The organism is Micromonospora sp. NPDC047557, from assembly GCF_043205095.1.
Lineage (GTDB): Bacteria > Actinomycetota > Actinomycetes > Mycobacteriales > Micromonosporaceae > Micromonospora.
Map to the genome: position 1 here is coordinate 210,261 of NZ_JBIDDK010000008.1, position 18,509 is coordinate 228,769.

At 72.6% G+C, this 18,509-nt stretch carries 15 protein-coding genes; 14 read left to right on the forward strand and 1 reads right to left on the reverse strand.

Annotated features, from left to right (window positions below):
- Nucleotides 1-250 precede the first annotated feature (250 nt).
- The 14 genes from ACGGAQ_RS20445 (at nucleotide 251) to ACGGAQ_RS20510 (ending at nucleotide 16,570) form a co-directional block, all read left to right on the forward strand.
- Nucleotides 251-1,006 (forward strand): DUF1223 domain-containing protein, encoded by a 756-nt coding sequence (locus ACGGAQ_RS20445; protein ID WP_393051487.1) that lies wholly within the window; start codon nucleotides 251-253, stop codon nucleotides 1,004-1,006.
- 88 nt (nucleotides 1,007-1,094) lie between these two features.
- Nucleotides 1,095-1,478 (forward strand): MmcQ/YjbR family DNA-binding protein, encoded by a 384-nt coding sequence (locus ACGGAQ_RS20450; protein WP_393051489.1) that lies wholly within the window; start codon nucleotides 1,095-1,097, stop codon nucleotides 1,476-1,478.
- Nucleotides 1,479-1,666: 188 nt separating this feature from the next.
- Complete coding sequence (locus ACGGAQ_RS20455) at nucleotides 1,667-4,582, forward strand: glycosyl hydrolase (protein WP_393051491.1); 2,916 nt, start codon at nucleotides 1,667-1,669, stop codon at nucleotides 4,580-4,582.
- Nucleotides 4,583-4,665: 83 nt separating this feature from the next.
- On the forward strand, nucleotides 4,666-5,616 hold the full coding sequence (locus ACGGAQ_RS20460) for a hypothetical protein (protein ID WP_393051493.1): 951 nt from the start codon (nucleotides 4,666-4,668) through the stop codon (nucleotides 5,614-5,616).
- Between the two features lie 369 nt (nucleotides 5,617-5,985).
- Nucleotides 5,986-7,278, forward strand: coding sequence for a cytochrome P450 (locus ACGGAQ_RS20465; RefSeq protein WP_393051495.1), 1,293 nt, complete (start codon nucleotides 5,986-5,988; stop codon nucleotides 7,276-7,278).
- Between the two features lie 241 nt (nucleotides 7,279-7,519).
- The gene (locus tag ACGGAQ_RS20470; RefSeq protein ID WP_393051497.1) at nucleotides 7,520-7,999 is read left to right on the forward strand and encodes a helix-turn-helix transcriptional regulator; all 480 of its coding nucleotides are present in this window, start codon (nucleotides 7,520-7,522) and stop codon (nucleotides 7,997-7,999) included.
- A 254-nt stretch (nucleotides 8,000-8,253) separates the two neighbouring features.
- Entirely contained in the window at nucleotides 8,254-10,632 is a 2,379-nt protein-coding gene (locus tag ACGGAQ_RS20475; protein ID WP_393051499.1) for a nitrate- and nitrite sensing domain-containing protein, read from the forward strand.
- A gap of 16 nt (nucleotides 10,633-10,648) precedes the next feature.
- Nucleotides 10,649-11,053 (forward strand): roadblock/LC7 domain-containing protein, encoded by a 405-nt coding sequence (locus tag ACGGAQ_RS20480; RefSeq protein ID WP_393051501.1) that lies wholly within the window; start codon nucleotides 10,649-10,651, stop codon nucleotides 11,051-11,053.
- A 37-nt stretch (nucleotides 11,054-11,090) separates the two neighbouring features.
- On the forward strand, nucleotides 11,091-12,284 hold the full coding sequence (locus ACGGAQ_RS20485) for an ABC transporter substrate-binding protein (RefSeq protein WP_393051503.1): 1,194 nt from the start codon (nucleotides 11,091-11,093) through the stop codon (nucleotides 12,282-12,284).
- Nucleotides 12,281-13,177, forward strand: coding sequence for a branched-chain amino acid ABC transporter permease (locus ACGGAQ_RS20490; RefSeq protein ID WP_393051505.1), 897 nt, complete (start codon nucleotides 12,281-12,283; stop codon nucleotides 13,175-13,177). Before ACGGAQ_RS20485 ends, ACGGAQ_RS20490 begins: the two co-directional genes overlap by 4 nt.
- Nucleotides 13,174-14,202 carry a branched-chain amino acid ABC transporter permease gene (locus ACGGAQ_RS20495; protein WP_393051507.1) on the forward strand — a complete coding sequence of 343 codons (1,029 nt, stop codon included), beginning with the start codon at nucleotides 13,174-13,176 and terminating at the stop codon, nucleotides 14,200-14,202. The genes ACGGAQ_RS20490 and ACGGAQ_RS20495 overlap by 4 nt, the downstream gene beginning before the upstream one ends.
- On the forward strand, nucleotides 14,199-14,942 hold the full coding sequence (locus ACGGAQ_RS20500) for an ABC transporter ATP-binding protein (protein WP_393051509.1): 744 nt from the start codon (nucleotides 14,199-14,201) through the stop codon (nucleotides 14,940-14,942). The genes ACGGAQ_RS20495 and ACGGAQ_RS20500 overlap by 4 nt, the downstream gene beginning before the upstream one ends.
- Nucleotides 14,942-15,712, forward strand: a complete 771-nt coding sequence (locus ACGGAQ_RS20505; protein ID WP_393051511.1) for an ABC transporter ATP-binding protein — start codon at nucleotides 14,942-14,944, stop codon at nucleotides 15,710-15,712. Before ACGGAQ_RS20500 ends, ACGGAQ_RS20505 begins: the two co-directional genes overlap by 1 nt.
- Nucleotides 15,713-15,745: 33 nt before the next feature.
- Nucleotides 15,746-16,570: a class I SAM-dependent methyltransferase gene (locus tag ACGGAQ_RS20510; protein ID WP_393051513.1), complete on the forward strand. Its 825-nt coding sequence runs from the start codon at nucleotides 15,746-15,748 to the stop codon at nucleotides 16,568-16,570.
- 117 nt (nucleotides 16,571-16,687) lie between these two features.
- Here the strand turns inward: ACGGAQ_RS20510 and ACGGAQ_RS20515 are convergent, their stop codons facing one another.
- Nucleotides 16,688-18,280 (reverse strand): cell wall anchor protein, encoded by a 1,593-nt coding sequence (locus ACGGAQ_RS20515; RefSeq protein ID WP_393051515.1) that lies wholly within the window; start codon nucleotides 18,278-18,280, stop codon nucleotides 16,688-16,690.
- Nucleotides 18,281-18,509 lie beyond the last annotated feature (229 nt).

The following is an 18,509-nucleotide window of genomic DNA, read 5'->3' on the forward strand; positions in this document are numbered from 1 at the left end:
ACTGACTCCTTAGCCGCATCTTGTGACGAATACGAGGTTTCCTCTCATTGGCAAGCTATCGGAGGATGGCGGCGCTTAGCCGGCTTTTCCCCGTAAGTGGCATCCCCGGGCGGAACGGTGGATTCGTGGTAGAGAGGCGCGTGCGGACCCTGGACGCACCCATCCGCCCTCGCGGCCGCGCTGACCAGGCGTTGTCGGTGCGGTAACGGGAATCGCAGAGTCACCAGCAGGCTCGGGGAGGAGACGCGCCATGACGAAGCCATCGCCGCCCGGATCGGACCCCGCCCGTCAGCCGGATCCGCCGTCGTCGGCGGCGGGCGCCGGCGTCGCGGTCGTGGAGCTGTTCAGTTCTCAGGGCTGTAACAGTTGCCCTCCCGCCGAGGAGTTGCTGACCGAGATCGACCACGACTCCCGGACGCGGGGCGAGCCCGTCTTCGCCCTCGGCTTCCACGTCGACTACTGGGACGATCTGGGCTGGCCCGACCAGTTCGGGGACGCGGCGTACACGGCGCGGCAGGAGGCGTACGCCCGCAGCTTCGGCTCCGGGCGTCTCTACACCCCGCAGATGATCGTCAACGGCACCGTGGAATTCGTCGGCTCCGACCGTGGCCGGGCGGCGAGCGCCGTCGCGTCGGCCCTGATGTCACCCGCCGCCGCGCCTCTCACTCTGTCCGTTCCGGAGGTCGCCGACGGCGGGCAGCGGATGGTGGTGGGCTACCGCGCGCAGCGGCCGTCGCAGCCCGCGGTGGTGAACGTGGCGCTCGTGCAGCGCGGCCTGCACAGCGAGATCGCCCGCGGCGAAAATGCCGGCCGCACGCTGCGGCAGGACAACGTGGTGCGCGCCTTCGCGTCGGTGCCCCTGACCGCCGAGCAGGGACAGGTGGAGCTGGTCACGCCGCCGGATCTCGACCCCGGCCGGTCCACGGTGATCGGCTACGTCCAGCGCGAGGGCGACCGGGCGGTCGTCGGCGCCACGGCCGTCGACCTGTCCGCTGCGGCCGGCTGACGCCACCGGTGGGCGGCCCGCCCGCCACCTGTCGGTCCCGGTGCGTAATCTCGGCGCATGCGGATGGCACGCGCGGTGCGGGGTCTCGGTGGCTGACGCCGACGACGTCCGCCGCTTGGCCCTGGCCCTGCCCCACACGGTTGAGATCGAGAGCGAGGGCTTCGACTTCCGGGTGGCCGACAAGGGTTTCGTCTGGTCCTATCCCGAGCGCAGGCCGGGCAAGCCGCGGGTGATCCGGCGTGACATCGCGGTGCTGTTCGTCGGGGACGAGGCCGAGAAGCAGGCCCTCCTGCTCGGCGAGCCCGAGGTCTTCTTCACCACGTCCGGGTACGACGGCCTGCCGCTGGTGATGCTGCGCCTGGCGGCGGTCGACGTCGAACGCCTGAGCGAGCTCATGACCGACGCGTGGCGGATGCGCGCGCCGGACGCGCTGCACGCCGACCTGGACGGGCTCGGTGTGGCGGAGAGTTAGCCGCCACGGCACGGTGGGCGATCAGTTTGCGACATCAGCACGCAACCGGACTGACACATTGACGGGGATCTCCGGGGTCGATTACCGTGCCGGCTGAGAGAGCGCTCTCTCGATCGACGTTTTCCACAATTCAGACGCTACGCGCCCGGGTCGGCACGGTCCGTACCGGGACGCGCGATGGAGGCACCATGAAACCTCCCGTCCCCCACCGCCGCTGGGCCCTGGCAGCCGCCACCGCCCTGGCCCTGGTCGTCGGTGGCCTCACGATCCCCGTCACCCGCGCCGCCGAGGCCGCGCCCGTGGGCGCCGGCAGCTACACCACCACCCCCGTCGGCGCGCTCCCCACCGGCTGCGGCGCGATGTCCAGCAACCCCCGGCAGTTCGCCACCGCCAACGCCCCCGCCGGTGCCGTGCCCACTAACGACTGGTGGTCCTCGCTGCTGTGGAAGCGCACCGACTGCGCCTTCAGCGAGCCCCTGCACGCCCACCCGACCTCCTACGACACGTTCACCGACGGCCTCGGCTTCTCCGCCAACTCCACACCCGCCATCAGCGGCACGGCGACCGGCGTCGGTGAGTACCACTACCCGTACGTACAGGACATCCGCGTCGGCGTGGCCGGGCTCGCCGCGCCCCAGGTGAAGGTGGACGGCTGGACCGACTGGACGGTCAGCCCCTACTGGAGCGACGGAACCCGCACCCTGCGCGCCACCATCGGCCACGGCCTGCCGTTCGCGTACTTCCAGGCCAGCGGCGGCGACGCGGTGATCGGCACGTCCGGCACCCCCGACGTCTGGTCCACCAGCGGCGCCACCATCGGCTTCCGGGTCAACGGCCACGACTACGTGGCGTACGCCCCCAGCGGCGCGACCTGGACCGTCAGCGGTGGCCGCATCTCCTCCACCCTCGCGGGTCGCGGCTACTTCTCGGTGGCCCTGCTGCCCCCGACGGCGAACGCCACCGAACGCGCCGACCTGGCCACCACCTACGGCCGGTACGCGCACGCCCATGTCACCGGCACCCGGGTCTCCTACGCCTACGACCCGTCGACCAACGGCCTGAGCACGACGTACGCGTTCACCACCACCGCCCGGGAGGGGACCGCCACGCAGACCGTGGTCAGCCTCTACCCGCACCAGTGGAAGTCGCTGGCCGGCTCGACGCCGATCACGCCGACCTACCCGTCGGCGCGCGGCCGGATGAAGGTCCTCACCGGCGTCAACCAGTTCCGGACCGCCATGGCGTTCCAGGGAGTCCTGCCCGAACTGCCGGCCGTCGGCGACGGCAGCGGCGCGGACCTGACCACGCTCACCGGCCACCTGGCCGCCGCCCGCGGCAACCCGATGGACCAGCGGGGCAACGACACGTACTGGACCGGCAAGGGGCTCGGTCGGGCCGCCCGGCTCGCCGAGGTCGCCGACCTGGTCAACGACACGGCCACCCGCGACAGCGCGCTGAACGCGATCCGCAGCACCCTCACCGACTGGTTCACCGCGTCCAGCGGCAAGACCCAGCGGCTCTTCTACTACGACGCCAACTGGGGCACCCTGATCGGCTACCCGGCGTCGTACGGCTCCGACCAGGAACTCAACGACCACCACTTCCACTACGGCTACTTCATCGCCGCCGCCGCGACACTGGCCAAATTCGACCCGTCCTGGGCCGCGAGCAGCCGCTACGGCGGCATGGTGGACCTGCTGATCCGCGACGCCAACAACTACCGCCGCGACGACACCCGCTTTCCCTACCTGCGCGACTTCGACATCTACGCCGGCCACGACTGGGCGTCCGGGCACGGCTCGTTCGGCTCCGGCAACAATCAGGAGTCGTCCTCGGAGGGGATGAACTTCGCCAACGCCCTCATCCAGTGGGGTCAGGTCACCGGCGACACCGCCGTACGTGACGCCGGCATCTTCCTCTACACGACGCAGGCCGCCGCCATCCAGGAGTACTGGTTCGACGCGAGCGACCAGAACTTCCCCGCCGCCTTCGGGCACTCGACGGTCGGCATGGTCTGGGGCGACGGCGGCGCGTACGCCACCTGGTTCAGCGGCGAGCCGGAGATGATCCAGGGCATCAACCTGCTGCCGGTCACCGGCGGGCACCTCTACCTCGGCAACAACCCGGCGTACGTGCGCACCAACTACGCCGAACTGGTCCGCAACAACGGCGGGCCGCCGACGGTGTGGCAGGACATCCTCTGGCAGTTCCAGGCCCTCGGCGACCCCGACGCGGCCCTGGCGAACCTGCGCGCCAACCCGGGCTACACCCCCGAGGAGGGGGAGAGCAGGGCGCACACCTTCCACTGGATCCGCAACCTGGCGGCACTGGGCACCGTCGACACGACGGTCACCGCCAACCACCCGCTGAGCGCGGTCTTCTCCCGCAACGGGGCACGCACCTACGTGGCGTCGAACCCGACGGCGAACCCGATCACCGTCACGTTCTCGACCGGCACCCGGCTCACCGTGGCGGCCGGTCGGACGGCCACCACCGGGGCGTACACGTGGAGCGGCGGCAACGCCTCCGGCGGCGTACCGCCGAGCACGAACCCACCGACCACCGCGCCGCCCACCACGGCGCCGCCGACGACCGCGCCGCCCACCACCGCGCCACCGACCACGCCGCCGCCGAGCTCGGGCTCGCCCACGCGGTACCTGCTCGCCGGTGGCGGGCTGGGCGCCGCCGGCAGCGCGGGCACGACCACTGTCGCGGCCGCCAACGGAAACCACGACGGTACGCCGACCAACCCGCAGGTCTTCACGGCGACCGGCCTCAACCTCGCCTACTCCGGGGCGCAGACCACGTTCGACCTGTTCCTGGACGCCGGCACGGCCGTCGGCAACGGGGTGCAGGTGCGCGTGTCCTACGACCTGACCGGAAACGGCAGCTGGGACCGGACGGAGACCTGGCGCTACTTCGCCACCGACCCGGTCCCCGGATACGAGCACTACACCCAGAACGCCGGCCTGGCCTCGGCCACCGGCACGTTGGGCGCGTTGAGCAACGGCACGGTGCGGGTCGAGGTCTGGTCCGCCATCGGCAACAACCCCACCTCGCTGGGCATCGGCAACCAGTCGGTGCTGCGCCTTCCGTACTCCTGATCCGTTCACCGCTCGCCGCCGGCCGCACCTGGGCCGGCGGCGAGCCCTCGCCGCGACTGGCGACCGGGTGCGAGGCTGGCGGCATGTCGTCCGTACGCGAACCGCAGCCTTCCCCGCCGCGGGCCGGGACCGCGCGGTGGCGGCTGCGGTTGGTCGGCTGGCTCGGTCCGGCCGGTTCGGCCGTGGCCCTGAACCAGCTGGCCACCGTCCTCCCGCCGGTCGCCGTCGGCGCGGTGATCCTCGTGGTGGCGGTGGTGTACGGCCACAATCGACTCGACGAGCGCGCCCCGCTGGCCGAGGCGCTGCCCCGGATCCTGCTCTACGTCGCGGTCGCCGGTGTCGCGCTGGCCGTGACGACGCCGTCGTCGTGGGCCGGGCCGCTCACCCTGGTGGCGGTCGTGGCGATCGCCTGCGCCGCGCTGGTCGCCCGAGACCGGGCGACCGCCCTGACCTCGCTGGCGGGGATCAGCATCTGCACCACGGGTCTGTTCGTCGTCACCGACGCCGTCCACGTCGAGCGGGCCGGCGCCCGGTTCGTCGGGGTGACCCTGGGGACCTTCGCCGTGGTGTTGGGCCTCCTCGTCCTGGACAACCGCCGGCACCTCTTCGGCGCGGACAGCCCCGGCCTCGCGCTGCTGCGGGAGGCCCGCGTGTTCTGGTCCCGGGCCGGCGCGCTGGGCGTGCTCAGCGTTCCCGCCAGCGTGAGTCTGGCTCGCGAGGGATCCCTGGTGACCGCCGCCCTGGTCGCCGTGGCCGGCCTGTGCTGGCTGGGCGTGACGCTCGTCTTCGTGTTCGCCGAGCGGCGGGACGCCCTCGCCGGGGCGCTGCTGGCGGTCAGCGGGACGGCGGTCACCGCGCTGGGTCTGCTGGCGTTTGACGCCCGGGAGTACCCGGTCGGGATGATCGCCGCCACGGCGGGCGTGGCGATGGTGGGCGGCGGAATCTCGTTGCTCGAATCGACGGGCGCGCTGGCGCGCCTGGGCGGTTGGCTGGCCCACCTGACCACGCCGGGGGCTCAGCGCGCCGATGGCTGAGGGCCCTCCCCGGGTTGTGCCTGCCGCTACGGCGTCACCTTCGTCCCGGCGGAATCGTTGCCGGGAATGAGGATTTGCACAATCCGGCAATCCCATCGACCACCGTGCACGGCCGAGACGCGAGCGGGCTTGCCGCCGAGGATGGAGCCGGCAAACAGCGGGGTGCAAGGTGCAGCCGGCCAGGGCCGGAACGGTTCTGCGGGGAACAATTGGCACGCCGTTAAATAGATGGTGGCCAATCTTGACTTGTGCATCGAGCCGGCGCACCGTGAAGGGCGCGCGGCAGATGCGCACCATTGTCGGCCCACCTTCGGCGACGTACGGAATGCGATCGCCGCTGGTTTCGCGCGGCGCTTCAGGAGGCGTTCGATGCAGTTGAATCCGTTTTCCGGGGTCTATCTCACCGATCCCGCCAGCGCCTGGCGACGCATTCTCGACGATCCCGACCGGGTGCCCTACGCCGAGGATCTGGGCCTGTGGCTGATCAGCCGGCACGCGGACGTCCGACGCGCCCTCGCGGACGCCGCGACGTTCGGCAACGCCCTCACCCTCGCCCCGATCTACGAGGTCTGCCCGGAGGCGATGAGCGTCATCATGCGGATCGACGCGCCACCGACGACGGCCGCCGCCGACCCGCCGACGCACCCCCGCACCCGCCGCGCCCTGCGGGCCATCTTCGCCAACACCGCGGACCGGGCCGAGGCCGAGTACGGCGCTATCGTCCGTCGCCGCGTCGACGAGCTGGTGTCCCGGCTCGTGGCCCGAGCGGGCCGGCAGGCGGATCTCGTCGGTGAGTTCACCACCGAACTTCCGCTGCTGGTCATCCTGGACATCCTCGGGGTGCCCAACGTCGACGTCGACCAGATCCGGCGGTGGGCAGACGGTCAGCTCGCCCTGATCTGGGGACAGCCCGACCCGGAGGAGCAGGTACGCCTGGCCCGGGGTCTGCTGGAGTTCTGGCACTACTGCCAGGACCTGGTCCGGCAGCGGCTCGACAGTGGACACGACGGCGCCGACTTCATCAGCCGGGCGCTGACCTACCGCGACGACGACGACGCCGTGCTGACGGTGACCGAGGTGGCGAGCCTCGCCTTCAACCTTCTGGTCGCCGGGCACGAGACGACCGCCGGCCTGCTCGCCCACGCACTCGACGAGGCCCTGTCCGACCGGCAGCGATGGCAGGCGCTCGTCGCCGACCCACGATCCGTGCCCGACTTCGTGACCGAGACCCTCCGGTTCGCGCCCGCCATCGACGGTTGGCTGCGGGTGACGCGCCGCGACGTCACCCTGGGCGAGGTCACCATTCCGGCGGGCGCGCGCTGTCTGCTGATGATCGGAGCGGCGAACCGGGACCGGGCGGTCTTCGGCCACCCGGACCGGTTCGACCCACGCCGCCTCGACGCCGCCGACCACCTGTCGTTCGGCCATGGCCCGCATTTCTGCATCGGCGCCGCATTGGCGCGACTGGAGGCCGGTGTGGCTCTCACCCGACTCGCCGCTGCCATTCCCGGCCTCCGACTGGCACCCGAGCACCGTCGGTCGTTCAAGCCCAATGTTGCATTTCGCGCGCACCACACACTCGTCGCGACAATCGATATTCTGGCGCCTGCCGACGACCCGACGGACGCTCCGGCCACCGCCACCGAGGCACACGCCGTCTGACGACGAGGACGCCTGCGGCGCTGACCTGGCGGTCCGACCGACGCGACCGGATCGGACCGACACGACACGCCCCGGCGGGCCGGACGCGCGGCCCCGCGCGCTTTGCGCGATCCATCTCGGCGCATGTCTTCACACCCATCGTGTCCAGGGTTAAGAATTGCCCCCTATGAATGTTCAGCCCATCGGCCCAATCTCGATCTGACACCTGCTGTTGATTCGCGGGTGCCACGAAGGTGAGCGCATGGAGCACACGCCCCCGCCGAGCGCCGCTCACTCCGCGGCCAGCCAACAGTTCCGCTGGGAGCTGCGTAGCTGCCGGGTCCGACGGGGACTGACCCAGCGGGCCCTGGCGGACCTGGTGCGGTTCAGCCGGGAGACGGTCGCCGCGGTGGAGTCGGGCCGCCGCTTCGGCAGCCACGAGTTCGCGGTGCGCTGCGACGACGTGCTCGACACCGGCGGCCTGCTGGCCTCCCTGTGGCCGCAGGTCGCGGCCGAGCAGATGGCGGCCGACGGCCGACGGGGCCCACGATCCCCGGAGCAGGCGCGACTCGATCCGCCCGTACCGCGCCAGCGGAGTCGGCGCGACGCGCGCGACCCGGGCGCCGTGGTGGACGCCATCGACGAGCTGCGCGAGCTGATCGGCCAGGTGCTCAGCAGCCAACCGGAGGCGGACGATCCCGGGCCGCGCCGCGCGCCCGAGCACCTCGACGACCAGCGCTGAGCGCGGGCGCCCGCGACCGACCGCCGTGCGCCACCGGCCGCTGACTCTGGGTACAGATGCTGGTACGGCCAGTTTGTACCACCGCCAGGTCTGGCCTCCGAGCGCGGGTTCCGGCGGAATGGGACTTGCATTCGGCAAAGTGCGGATAGACCGTCATCGACGAGTCGCGGGAGTCAATCTTGGCGTCGAGCACGAGGTCCCACGCGGCCCGACCCTACCCGAGGAAACGACGCGCCTGGAAGATCGCCGGCCGGATGCGCCTCATCGTGGCGGCGCCACTGGTGGCCGTGATCGGGTTCGCCGGCCTCGCGCTGACCGAGAGCGCACGCCAGACGACCCGCGCCAGCGACCTGGAGGTCGTGGCACGCCTCGGCGCCGAGGCCGGCGACCTGGCGTACCGGCTGCAACGCGAACGGGCCGCCGCCGCCGACCTGCTCACCCACCCCGACGCGGAGCAGCAGGACGCCTTCGGCGTGGAGCTGGCCGCCACCGACGCCGCCGTCGAGCGGTACCGCCGACAGCGCGACAAGGTGCCCGCCGACGCCAACGCGGCGCTCCTGCGCCGCGTCGACGCGGCGTTGGACGGCCTGCCCCCGCTACGCACCCAGGTCCGCACGGCCGAGCACGCCTCGGTGTCCGCGATGACCTTCAGCTACCGCATCGCGATCGCCGACCTGATCACCTTCCGGGAGAACGTCTCGCACGGCGTCGTCAACGCCCGGCTCGCCGACGGGATCCGGGCCTCGGCCGCCCTGTCGAAGACCGCCGAGGCGATCGGCCAACAGCAGGTCGCCGTGCTCCGCGCCGTCGCGGCCGGCGAGTTGACCCCCGCCACCCAGCAGGACATCACCGCCGCCCGCACCAGCTACACCGAGTCCAGCCTGTCGTTCCTGGCCCTCGCCCCGACCGAGTGGAGCATCTGGTGGGAGCAGGCCGGCACCGGCAAGGAGGCGCTCGCCCTGCAACGGATGCAGGACGAGGTGTCCCGCGCCCAGCCGGGCACGCCCCTGCGCCTGGAGACCGCCGACTGGGTGGCCACCACGCAGCAGCGCGCCGCCCGCCTCGCCGACCTGCGGGGGCGCGTCGACGTCGCGGTGCTCGACGACGTCCGGGCCGCCCACGCCGACCAGCGTCGCAGGGCCGTGGCCGAGGCGGTCGGCGTGCTGCTGGCGCTGCTGCTCACCGCTCTCGTGACCTGGGCCGTCGCCCGGCAGATCACCCGCCGGCTGCGACGGCTGCGCGACGCGGCCAACGCCGTCGCGTTCGAACAGCTCCCCGCCGTGGTGGCCCGCTTGCAACGCCCCGACAGCGCGAGCGTCGACCCCGACGAGCTGGCCCGTCAACAGTCCACCGCGGCCCTCGAACCCTCCAGCGACGACGAGATCGGCGAGCTGGGTCAGGCGTTCAGCGCCGTGCACCAGGCCGCCGTGCGGACCGCCGCCGAACAGGCCGTGATGCGCGCCAACACCGCCGACATCTTCATCCACCTGAGCCGGCGCGAACAGCGGCTGGTCGACGCCGTCCTGGCTCAGGTCGACCGGGTCGAACGCGACGAGACCGACCCCGACCGCCTGGACCAGCTCTACACCCTGGACAACCTGGCGACCCGGATGGGCCGCATCAACGCCAGCCTGCTCGTGCTCGGCGGCGTCGGCGTGGGCCGGGTACGCCAACACGACGTGCCACTGCAACAGGTGCTCCAGGCGGCCCTGTCCCAGATCGAGCACTACGCGCGCATCCGGCTCGGCATGGTCGACGGCGACGTCGCCGTGGCCGCCAAGTCCGTCGACGAGGTCGTGCACCTGCTCGCCGAACTCATGGACAACGCGACCGCGTACTCGCCGCCGGGCAGCGAGACCTGGGTGAGCGGCCGCAGCCTCGGCGACCGGGTCATCATCCAGATCAGCGACGAGGGCGTCGGCCTGCCCCCACAGCGGTTGCAGCAGCTCAACGAACTGCTGGCCCGGCCGCCCGCCATCGACGTCGCCGCCGTACGGGCCATGGGGCTGGTCGTCGTGGGTCAGCTCGCCGCCCGCCTGGGCGCCAGCGTCCAACTGCGTCGCGGCCCCCGCCGCGGCACCCTCGCCGAGGCGACGCTGCCCGCGGCGATGATCCGGTCGCTGCCACCGGAGGAGTTCCTGCTCGCGCCGGGCCGGCTGTCGCGGCGGGCCGCCCGCACGTCCGCACCCCCGCCGTACCGGCCGCGGTCGGAACCGGCCGCCGGGCACGCCCCCGCGGCGCGGACCCTGCCGGCGGCGCCCGTGTTCCGCCCGACGCCCAGCGTGGACCGCGGCGACGCGCCGACCGAGGAGCTGCTCATCTTCGAACAGGTCAACCACTGGTTCCACGCCGATGTCGTCGACGCCTCCGACGGCCGGCAGTGGTCCAGCCCCGCCGACGACGCCTGGCGTACCGCCGCGCAGGCGCACACGCCCGATGTGGCCGCGACCACCAACTCCGGCCTGCCCAAACGACAGCCGCAACGGCACCTGGTGCCCGGCGGCGTCACCGTGGGGCAGCAACAGCAACGCTCCGAATACCGGGACCCGGCCCAGGTCGCCAGCGCGATGGCCGCGTACGCGCGCGGAGTGGCGGCCCGCCGGCGCACCCCGATCAACCTCGGCAACTCATGACCGACAGGGAGAGCACGTGACCGACCACCAGGACCTCGGCTGGCTGCTGGACAGCTTCGCCGAGCGCGCGACCGAGGTCAGCCATGCGATCGCCATCTCCAGTGACGGCCTGATGGTGGCCGCCACCCGCGACCTGCCGCCGGACCGGGCCGACCAGCTCGCCGCGACGGGCAGCGGCCTGGTCAGCCTGCTGCGCGGCGCGGCGGCCTTCTTCGACGCCGGGGCGGTGATCTCCAACGTCACCCAGCTCGAAGGCGGCTTCATGTTCTCGATGGCCTTCAACGACGGGGCGTCGCTGCTGGTGCTCGCCGCGCCCGAGTGCGACGTGGGCAAGGTCTCCTACGAGATGACGGAGCTGGCCAACCGGATCGGCGACGCGCTGACCCCCGCGGCCCGTGCGGCGCTCGCCCGCACCCGCTGACCCACCGACAGACCCCTCCCCTTCCCCTGGAGACGACATGTCCCTCACCACCCCTGCGCGCAGCCGTGCCCTCGCCGCCGCGCTGCTCGCGCTCGTGCTGACCGCCAGCACAGCCTGCGCCGCGGACGAGCCCGGCACGACCGGCGGCGGATCCATCAAGATCGGCCTACTCGCCTCGCTGTCCGGGACGTACCAGTCCGTCGGCAAGGAAATCCGCGACGGCTTCCAGCTCTACCTGGACACGCACGACGGCAAGCTCGGCGGCCGGCAGGTCGACCTTGTCGTCGCCGACGAGGGCAACGGCGCCGCCACAGCCGTGCCCGCGGCGACCAAGCTGCTCAAGCAGGACCGCGTGGCCGCCCTCACCGGCATCGTCGGCGGCGGTTCGGTCGCCGGCGTCTACCCGCTGCTGCAGGAGACCAAGGTCCCGCTCGTCGGCTCCAACGGCCGACCGGAGATCAAGGACGTCACCCGGGTCTGGCACACCTCGTACCTCTCCGACGAGCCGGGCGCCGCGATCGCCCAGCACGTCAAGGACAACGTCAAGGGCTCGGTGTACGCCATCGGCCCCGACTACCAGGGCGGCTGGGACGAGCTGCGCGGCTTCACCGAGGCGTTCGCCAAGGCCGGCGGAACGCTCGCCAACCCCGACGGCAAGACCACCTTCACCCCGTTCCCGGCCACCACCAACTTCACGCCGTACTTCGCCCGCATCAAGGCGTCCGGCGCGCAGGCGGTCTACACCTTCTACGCCGGCAGCGCCGCAGTCGACTTCGTCAAGCAGTACGCGCAGTCCGAGATCAAGGACGTTCCGCTGTACGCGGCGGGCTTCCTCACCGAGGGCGGCGTGCTCAACGCGCAGGGCGAGGCCGCCCGGGACATCTTCTCGGTGCTCAACTACTCCCCCGACCTCGACAACGCCGAGAACCGGGGCTTCGTCGCGGCGTGGAAGGCCAAGCACGACGGGTCGCCGACGACGTACGCCCTGGCGTCCTACGACGCGGCGGCGGTGCTCGACCGGGCCATCGGGGCCGCCGGCAACGACCCGACACCGGAGGCGATCAACGCGCAGATCGGCAAACTCGGGCAGATCGCCAGCCCGCGCGGCGCATGGCAGTTCTCCACGGTCACGCACTCTCCCGTGCAGAAGTGGTACCTGCGTCAGGTCCGCCAGGACGGCCGGGCGCTGTCCAACACCGTCGTGGGTGACCTCGCGACCATCGGCCGGTGATCACGGTGGCGGCCGGCCCGAACCGGATCGACCCGTACGTCATCCCGGCGCTGGACGGTGTCGCCTACGGGCTGCTCGTCTTCGTGGCGGCGGCGGGCCTGGTCTTCTGTTTCGGCGTCGCCAACATCCTCAACCTGGCGCACGGCATGCTCTACGCGATCGGCGGCTACACCGCCGCGGCGCTGTTCGACGGCGGCTGGGCGAGTCTGGCCCTGGCACTGGGTGTCGGCGTGCTGGCCGCCGCCGCGGCGGGGGTGCTGCTCGCCGGCCTGCTCACACCGGTCGCCACCGGCAACCATCTCACCCAGGCGCTGCTGACCTTCGGGGTGGCGCTGGCCGGCGGCAGCCTGCTCGTCGCCGGCTTCGGGCCCGACGATCCGCACGTCCTGGTGCCCGCCGCCCTCGACGGGTCGGTGGCGGTCGCCGGGCACCGCTACGCCGCGTACCGGCTGGTGTTCATCGTGGTGGCCGCGGCGCTCGCGGCCGGGCTCTACCTGACGGTGCGGCGGACCCGGGCCGGGATGCTGGTCCGCGCTGCGGTGGACGACCCGGAGATGGTCGCCTGCCTGGGCGTGAGCCCCGCGCGGATCCGGGTGGGCGTGCTCGCCGCCGGTGGCGCGCTGGCCGGCGCGGCCGGGGTCCTGGGCGCCCCCATCATCGGCCCCGGCGCGGACACCGCCGACACGGTGCTGCTGCTCTCGCTGGTGGTCGTCGTCCTCGGCGGCCTCGGATCCATGGGAGGCACCCTGCTCGCGGCGCTGGCGATCGGGGAGATCCAGACCCTGGGCGTGGCGCTGCTGCCGTCGGCCGCCCCGTTCCTGCTGTTCGCCGCCATGGCCGCCGTGCTCGCCGTGCGGGCACGGGGCCTGGCCCCGCGGTGGGCGGCGACGTGAGGGACGAGGTGATCCGCCGCGTACGCGTCGCCGTCGCGACGGTCGTCCTGGCCGGCCTGGTCGTCGCGCCGTGGGTGGTGGACGACTACACCGCGTCGATCCTCGCCCGGACACTGGCGCTGGGCCTGGTCGGGGTGAGCGTGGCGCTGCTCACCGGTGTCGCCGGCATGCCCACCCTGGGCCAGACCGCGCCGTACGCCGCCGGCGCGTACGCCAGCGCCGTGCTCGGCAGCCAGGTCTCCGACGTCGGCGTCGTGCAGGTCGCCGTGGCGGCGCTCGCCGGAGCGACGCTCGCCGCCGTGACCCTGCCGCTTGTCGTCCCGGCCCGGGGCGTCATCGTGCTGATGATCACGCTGGCCATCGGCGAGCTCGTCGTGACCGTCCTCGGGCGCTGGCGGTCGGTGACCGGCGGCACCGACGGCCTGGCCGGCATCAACCCGATCCGTCCACTGTGGGGCCTACCGGTCCTGGCCACCGACCAGGCCCGTTATCTCTACACGCTTGTCGTCGTGGCGGCGCTCGTCGGCGCCGTGCTCCTGCTGCTGCGGACCCGGGTCGGGCTGCTGCTGCGCGCCGGCCGGGACGACGAGATGCGGCTGCGGGCCAGCGGGCACCGGGTGGCGCTGTACCTGTCCGGCACCCACGTCGCCGCCGGGGCGATCGCCGGCGCCGCCGGCTCCCTGCTCGTCGTCGCCCAGCAGTACATCTCCCCCGCCGACTTCGGCTTCGACACCTCCGCGCTGCTCCTGCTCGGGGTCGTCATCGGCGGCACCGCGTCGGTCGGCGGCGCGCTGGTCGGGGCGGCGCTCGTCATCGCCGTACGCGACTGGTTGTTCGGGGTGCTGCCCGGTCACGCGCCGCTGGTGCTGGGCGCCCTGTTCGTGGCGACGGTCTACCTGCTGCCCACCGGCGTCACCCGGGTCCGCCGACCGCGCGGCAGCCCACGACGACCGATCCCCGCGCCCGGCCACCCGGACGCGGCACCCACCCGCGACCGCGGCCCGACGTCGGAGCTGCGCGTATGAACTGCCTGCTCAGCGCCGAGAAGATCAGCGTGCGGTACGGCTCGCTCGCCGCGCTCACCGACGTCGACCTGTGCGTGCACGACGGTCAGCGACACGCCCTGATCGGGCCCAACGGGGCCGGCAAGACGACCCTGCTCAACGTGCTCGGCGCCACGACGCGGCCGCAGCGCGGCACGGTGCGCTTCGCTGGCCGCGACGTCAGCGGGCTCGGGCCGGCGGCACGGGCCCGCCGCGGCATCAACCGGATCCACCAACGACCCGCGGTCTTCGCGACGCTCACCGCGACCGAGAACATCGAGGTCGCCGCGCTGCCCCGCACGATCCGGCGGCGCAGGTGGTGGCCCGGTGGGACTCGGGACGCGGCCCGCCAGCGCGCCACCGGCCTGCTGGAGCAGCTGGGCCTGTCCGACCTCGCGACGGTGCCCGCCGGTCACCTCGCCCACGGCCAGCGTCGGCAGTTGGAGATCGCGATGGCCCTCGCCGGCCGTCCCCGACTGCTACTGCTCGACGAACCGGCGGCCGGGCTGTCGGCCACCGAGGTCGGCCGGCTGGCCGAGCTGCTGGCGGCGCTGCCCCGGCAGGTCGCCGTGCTGCTGGTCGAGCACCACCTCGACCTGGTGTACGCCCTCTGCGACACCGTCACCGTGCTGCGCGACGGCCGGACACTGGCCGCCGGCACACCGGCCGAGATCCGTACCTCGCCGCTGGTGCGGCAGGCCTACGCCGACGGGGTGTCCTGATGCTCTACGTGGAGCGGCTCTGCGCCGGCTACGCCGGGGGAATCGTGCTGCACGAGGTGACCCTGCGGGTGCCGCCGGGCAGCATCCAGGCGGTGGTGGGCCGCAACGGGGCCGGCAAGAGCACCCTCGTGCACACCCTCGCCGGGCTGGTGCGCGCCTCCAGCGGCCGCATCGAGATCGGCGGCGTCCACGTGGCCGGGCGGCAACCCCACCGGGTCGCCCAGTCCGGCGTCGGTCTCGTCCCGCAGGGCCGGCGGGTCTTCTCCCGGTTGACGGTGGCCGAGCACCTCGTCCTGGCGGCGGCGCCGTGGCGGGCCGCGACACCCGGCGGTGAGGGCTGGACGGTGCCCCGGATCCTCGAACTGCTGCCGCGCCTGGCGGTCCGGCTGCGCCACCGTGGCTGCGAACTGTCCGGCGGCGAACAGCAGATGCTGGCCATCGCCCGCGCGCTGCTCGGCCAGCCACGGGTGCTGCTGCTCGACGAGCCCTGTGAGGGGCTCGCCCCCGACCTGGCCGCGCGGGTCCGCGACCTCATCGGTCACCTGGCCGCCGGCGGGTTGACCGTGCTGCTCGTCGAACAGCAGCTCCGCCACGCGATGGAGATCGCCGACCGGATCGCGGTGCTGGAGTACGGCCGGGTCGTCTACGACCGGCCGACCGCCGAGGCGCGCAGCGACCCGGGCCCGCTGGAGGCGATGGTCAGCATCACCGCCACCGGGCCACCCCCGGCCGCCCGAACGACCCCTCGGCTCTGGGCCGACACCCCATAGGTCACCCGATCCCTCTCGGAGAGGCAGAAGACGATGGCGACTCCCACAGGCGATGCCGCGTACACCTTCGACAACGGCGCACCGGACGCGGTCCCGCAGATGCGGGCGCTGGAGTCCTTCCTGGACCCGATCACGATGCGCCGCCTGGCCCGCCCGGTCCTGCGCCTCGGGTCGACCTGCTGGGAGGTCGGCGCCGGTGGCGGCTCGATGGCCCGACGGATCGCCCGCGCGGTCGGCGACGACGGCCGCGTGCTGGCCACCGACATCGACCCCACGCACCTGCGGGCGGAGGGCAACCTGAGCGTACGCCGGCACGATGTGCGCACCGAGCCCTCGCCCGGGGACGCGTTCGACCTGATCCACGCCCGTCTGGTGCTGCTGCACCTGCCCGAGCGCCGACGGGTCCTGCGCACCCTCGCCGGCGCGCTGGCGCCCGGCGGCTGGCTGGTCGTCGAGGAGTTCGACTGCACCACGCCGGTGCGGGTGCTGAACGCGCCGAGCGACGACGCGGCGAAGCTGTTCGCGCAGGTGATGGACACCATGATGGGTGTGCTGCAGGACCACGGCGCCGACCTGGGGTGGGCGCAGGACGTGCACACCGAGATGACGCTCGCCGGCCTCACCGACGTCGACACCATCACCCACTCGCAGAGCTGGGCGGGCGGGTCGACCGGCACGTCGCTCTACGAGACGAACTCCCGTCAGTTGGAGCCGGATCTGCTGGCGGCGGGCCTGTCGCCCCAGCAGCTGAACGCCTTCCGTCGACTGACGCGCGACCCCGCGTTCGCCGTCATGTCGTACCACTTCGTCTCGACGCGGGGCCGAAACGTCACGCGTGACGACCACCCCACCCCCTAGACCATCCTAGGAAAGCACCGAACAGCCCGGGACATCGCGTTGATCATGAAGTTATTGCCGGCCAGATCGGCGTGTCATGGCAACAGCTTCATGATCAAACGGAGTCGGGTCGGGTCCTCAGGCCTCGACACGGGTGCGGCGGCGGGTCAGGAGGAAGCCGCCGGCCCCGATGCCCACCAGGAGAGCGCCGACGACAGCGATGAGGCCGACGGGCGTGCCGGTGATCGGCAGCGAGCCGCCGTCTCCACCACCGCCGCCGTTGGGGTTGCCGCCGTTGCCGTTGGGGTTGCCGCCCTTGGGGTTGATCAGAATTGTGGCGGTGTCGTTGGCGGGGTTCAGGTCCGCGATCGGGCCCGACCCGGAGCGGGTCCGCAGCGCGACGGCACCGGTCTGGCTGCCGGCCCGGTCGATCCGTAACCCGAATTCGAAGCCCATCCGCTCGCCCTGGGCGATGCCGCCGGGGCCGGAGCACTCGTAGAGCCGCGCGCCGGGCTTGCCCGGACGCCACTCCTCGTCCGTCGGGTCGACACAGGAATTCGGCACGGTGACCGCGGTGACGCCGGCGGGCAGGGTCACCCTGGTGGTGACCGCGAGCCCCTGCTGACCGCTGTCCCCGGCGCGGGCCGGGCCGTTGTTGACGTAGCCGACAGTCGTCGCGACGGTGGCGCCGACCGCGCCGCTGACGGTGGCGCCGACGGCCGCGACGTCGGCGCGCTGGTCGCCGGCCACCGTGAGCGTGATCGTGGTGTCGTTGTTGACGAAGCGAGTGTCGGTCTGCCCGAGCCCGCGGACCTGCGTGTCGGTGGCCGGCACCAGCGTCAGCGCCGGATCGGTGCCCTTGGGGCCCAACGGCTCGGCCGGCCGGTACTGCGACTGGAACTCCTCCCAGTCGGCAGGCGTGAACCAGTAGCCGAAGTTGTAGTAGAGGTTGGGCGCCCACGTGTCGGCGCCGACAGTGCCGGCGAACGTGGAGTCGACAGCGACCGTCTCCCCGGGCGCGAGCGAGTCGTCGAACGTACAGGCGAAGGGGCTGTTGTCCTGGTCCAGGTCGACGTACTCGCAGTTCTCGTAGCGTTTGGCCGGCGTCAGCCCGTTGAACCCGTACAGGTAGAGCACCAGGCCGTGCGCGGTCGTCGCGCCCCGGTTCGTCACGCTGAGCGGAAGTGTGACGGTGGAGCCGAGGGTGCCGTTCAGGTCCACGTCGGGCGCGGTGGCGAGGTCGACCCCCTCGCCGATGCTGACGGTGGAGCGGTAGGTCGCGGTGCCCACTCCGGGTGCGGTGACCGTCAGGGCCAGCTCACCGCGCTGGCCCACCTGGGCGTCCGGGCGCGCGGTCACGCCCAGCGTGAGCAGGTCCTGGTCCGGCTCGTTGGCGCCGTCGATCACGCAGGTGATGACTGGCCCCTCGGTCGTGCAGGTGCGGCGACCCTCGCCCTCCGCGACGTCGGCGAACGCGGTGACCCCGCTGCGGTCCACCCGCACCGTGTAGGTGCCGAGGGACTGCGGGGCCAGCGAGTGCAGCGCCACCCACTTCCGCGGGCCGCCGGGGGCGACGATCGCGCTGTTGGCGTACAGGCCGAGGGCCGCGACGGGTTGGCCGGCGGCGGGAGCGCCGACAGCCGCGACAGGTTGGGCGGCGGACGCGGTGGCGAGCAGGCCGACCACGGCCATCGCGGCCAACCAGCGCCGTGCGGGAGATGGATGCGGCACAGGTTCCTCCGAAAGGACGACGGCTGATCAGCGTCGCGCCGGCGTCGCGCGGCGTGCCGCTGCCTGGCGGGTACGCGGAAATGCGGAGCGTAGCCAGAGTTGCACATATGTCGCTGCGGCGGGAGCCGCCTCGCACACGAGGCGCGGTCACGTCGCCCCTTACTGTTCCGGATAACACCAGCAAAAGCCGCCAAAGGGACGTCTGGGTATCCACGACGAGGATCGGGCG